We start from the raw sequence: 3378 nt of genomic DNA, 5'->3' as shown, positions 1-3378 counted from the left end.
GCAGCAGCGCCTTGATGCGAACCCGATGGCTATGCGTCAACCTCGCGAGACCGTCGAGCATCCGTTCGGCACAATGAAGGCCCGCATGGGCGCGACACACTTCCTGACCAAAACGCTTCCGAAAGTAGCCGCCGAGATGGCTCTTTCGGTTCTGGCGTACAATCTAACAAGGGTCATGAACATCGTCGGGATCAAGCCGCTGATCGCTGCGATCGCGGCCTGAGAACTGCGTGTCTCCTGCCTTCCGGGCCAGATACCCTTAGGCACCGTTTTTACACGACCAAGACCATTAGCGGACGGGGCGCGGGCGGAGGAATGCGGTGCAGCCTCGCCTACCGATTGGCCCAGACGAGGACAGCAACGGTTAGAATTATCGCGCCGAGAATGCTGATGGTGACGACAACAGAGCGCGCTTTTACGAGGAGCGTTACAGTTCGCACGATCGTACCTGCGGCAGTCGAAATCGTGGCGGACGCGACAAAAGCCAAGTCGATACCCTCCAATCCGGTCCGCGTCGGTGTTGTCATGACAGCATGGAACCAGAGGGTGAAATAGAGGGTGAAAAGGACTGCGACTGCGACGGCATACGCGAGCAGCCACCGCCACGATGGCATCAGCAACGGCACCGCATAGGGTACAAGGAGCAGCAGCACGACCTGGAGGGTCATTCGTCGCGTCGCCCCTTTTGGAGACACCCAAATTGATCAGTAGATAATTGTACCTCCGCAATCGCTGCGCTAGGTCAGCGGATGCATGACGTACTTAACGCAAACTTTCTGCTGTTGGCCCTTCGGCGAAGTGGCAGCATCGCTCCACGAGGTCCGCTTATTGAGGCATGGCGGACAAGATTTGCTCAGGTTGAGTTCTTCGCATTTTGACCCAGAGCAGTCTTACAGCGCCTAGTTCCGGTTTCTAGCGATCCTGAAGAAGCCAAGCCCCACGATTAGAAACACCGGCACGACTGAGAAGAAGGTAACGACCGAGATGAGACTAGGATGCGCGAAGAGGAAATACGTGCCAAACGCGACGATGATCAGCGCCGCAGCTGCGGCTGCAACCAGCAATCCCTGCTTGATGCCATTCATGGTTTGTATCGATGGTCTCCGCTGGCGAGTAGGATATCAGACCCAACAAAGAATGTCGCCATTTGGCCCTTCGCGGACCTGAACCGCGGATCCGGTGATGTCCGCTCACAGTGGCAGTGCAGACCACCTGCCATGGACCGCCGACTTCCGGGTTCGACCCCTAGCTGACATCATGAGTACCTGGCGGGCTTTCCAGGCAGAATTGGAGCGAGAGCCCACCGGCGGCTGCGGTCCGCTCTTTATTCCCTTGCTGTTATGCCGGTAACGGGAGTGGCTTCACGACTGCAATTTCCAGTAGCGCCCCTTTTTAAACGGGGCATATACTCTCGCACCAGGACGGCAACCGTTCCGGAAAAATTTGGAAGATAGCCATGAAAGCCGTTTCGATACTTGCCGCTGGTCTTTCTGTCGCCGCCATGTCGATCACTCCCGCGACGGCCGGACCACCCGCGAATGCCGCAGTCACGAGTGATCCGAGCGCCAAGATCGGATGCTCCTTTGCTGCTGGCCGTATTTCGTCAACGTGCAGAGACGCACGCTACAAATCCTACGGCGAGTGCACGACGGCGGGCACCAAGATGGGTTACGCACCATTGGAGTCCTATTGGTATTGCTCCAGTCTAAGGCTCAAGAGCTAACAGAAATCACATCAAGATGTGCTGAGGCCGCCCTTCAGTTGGCGGCCTCTTTCATATCCGGGCCAAGCCCGCGATGTTGCCTTTTGGCAGGGGCCGACGAAGGATGCTAGCCGGGGAAGTCGCGGAACTCCTTGACGAGATTAAACGGAATTTTCCACCCGGCGCCTCCCCCGCGCATCAGCATCTTGATGTCTTCCGCCCTGTTTTCTTTTCCGGTTTTCGGATCGGTCTCCAGCGTGTGGCCTTGGCTGTCCCAAGGTTTGCTCGCGCTCTTCGAGTAGTAGCCGAGAAAATGCCCAGCTTCATGGGCAGACGTGTTGGGCCCGCGTTGCGAGCTGATGAAGGCAAGGTCCAGCGATCTAGCAAACGAGCCATTGGCGAGGCCGCCATTGGACCAAACCTTATCGACGCAGAAAATGGTTAGATGGGCGCCCTGGACTTTGTGTTTGACGAAGAAGCCCTTCAGTTTTTCGACGTCGATCACATCGGGAAAGGTCGCCAGGCTCGCATCCTTCATGCCAGTCGCATTGGCGAGCTCCTGTTTGACGGCAGCCTGCGAGTCGTCGACGACCAGCCAGTCGCTTGGCACCCGCTCGAAGCGGATGTTGGCCTGCGGCCTCCATATGTTGTTCATCGTCAGCAATTCATCTTGCTCGCTGCAGGGCTTCTTGGCGTGAAACGCCGGAGCGCCGCCACTCCCCGGAACCATGACATTGCGGAACGCCACCTTGATCTTGATTTCTGGCAGCACGACGACATGGAGCTTGGCTTCGATCTTCCGGCCGGCCGACCGGGCCACCACCTCCAGGCCGGGAAAGCCAATCGGCTTAATCCGGCCATTGATTTCGAAAAACCGTGCATCGCCATTGAAGGTGGCGGGAAGTGACGCCGCCCTGAGCTGCGGATCGATATTGGGTTCGGAGAAGATGTCTCTGGCTTGCATTACGCGTCTAAGGGTATCGGCGCCATCGATCTCCTTGATCCCGAGGGCATGGGCGTTAGGATCGACTTTGAGCTTTCTTCCGGGATCGATCAGCGCCACGATGTTGGAGCCGCCGAACGGCACCACCATGCCCGGCGGGCTGCGGCGCTCATCGATGCCGGAGCGGCGGAAAACCTCTTGAAAAGCGGCCATGTCTGCTTTTCCTGTCCTAGTTCGGTCCGTCAACGCGAAATTTTGCGCGCGGAATTGAGAGCCTCCTTCGGCGGCGGGAACACGATCTGGCCGGCCCCCGCGGCGATATGCAGAAAATTTCGGCGGCGAAGTTTCAGGACCAGTCCCTCCGCAACAATTGGGCACGGACGGCAGCAGGCGTAGCCTACTACGCTTTCCGGAGAACGCGGAAGGCCAATCAATGTCCGCTAATGGTCTTGGTCGTGTAAAAACGGTGCCTAAGGGTATCTGGCCCGGAAGGCAGGAGACACGCAGTTCTCAGGCCGCGATCGCAGCGATCAGCGGCTTGATCCCGACGATGTTCATGACCCTTGTTAGATTGTACGCCAGAACCGAAAGAGCCATCTCGGCGGCTACTTTCGGAAGCGTTTTGGTCAGGAAGTGTGTCGCGCCCATGCGGGCCTTCATTGTGCCGAACGGATGCTCGACGGTCTCGCGAGGTTGACGCATAGCCATCGGGTTCGCATCAAGGCGCTGCTGC

At 58.0% G+C, this 3378-nt stretch carries 5 protein-coding genes; 1 reads left to right on the top strand and 4 read right to left on the bottom strand.

Going from position 1 to position 3378, the window contains the following annotated elements; translation table 11 throughout:
* Positions 1-223, top strand: a 223-nt coding sequence (locus E4K65_RS46490; RefSeq protein WP_167771707.1) for a transposase, incomplete at its 5' end; no start/stop codon positions are given.
* A 109-nt stretch (positions 224-332) separates the two neighbouring features.
* Here the strand turns inward: E4K65_RS46490 and E4K65_RS46485 are convergent.
* From E4K65_RS46485 to E4K65_RS46470, 4 genes are all read right to left on the bottom strand, one after another.
* Positions 333-668 (bottom strand): hypothetical protein, encoded by a 336-nt coding sequence (locus E4K65_RS46485; protein WP_135179737.1) that lies wholly within the window; start codon positions 666-668, stop codon positions 333-335.
* Between the two features lie 231 nt (positions 669-899).
* Positions 900-1085: a hypothetical protein gene (locus tag E4K65_RS46480; protein WP_135179736.1), complete on the bottom strand. Its 186-nt coding sequence runs from the start codon at positions 1083-1085 to the stop codon at positions 900-902.
* 744 nt (positions 1086-1829) lie between these two features.
* A complete protein-coding gene (locus E4K65_RS46475; protein ID WP_025575908.1) occupies positions 1830-2858 on the bottom strand; it encodes a hypothetical protein in 1029 nt (342 codons plus the stop codon).
* Positions 2859-3155: 297 nt separating this feature from the next.
* Positions 3156-3378: transposase (locus E4K65_RS46470; protein ID WP_167771707.1), on the bottom strand; the 223-nt coding region annotated here is incomplete at its 5' end.

The sequence above is a fragment of the Bradyrhizobium niftali genome, from assembly GCF_004571025.1.
In the GTDB taxonomy this organism is placed as follows: domain Bacteria; phylum Pseudomonadota; class Alphaproteobacteria; order Rhizobiales; family Xanthobacteraceae; genus Bradyrhizobium; species Bradyrhizobium niftali.
This window is presented reverse-complemented; position numbering and strand designations above follow the sequence as displayed.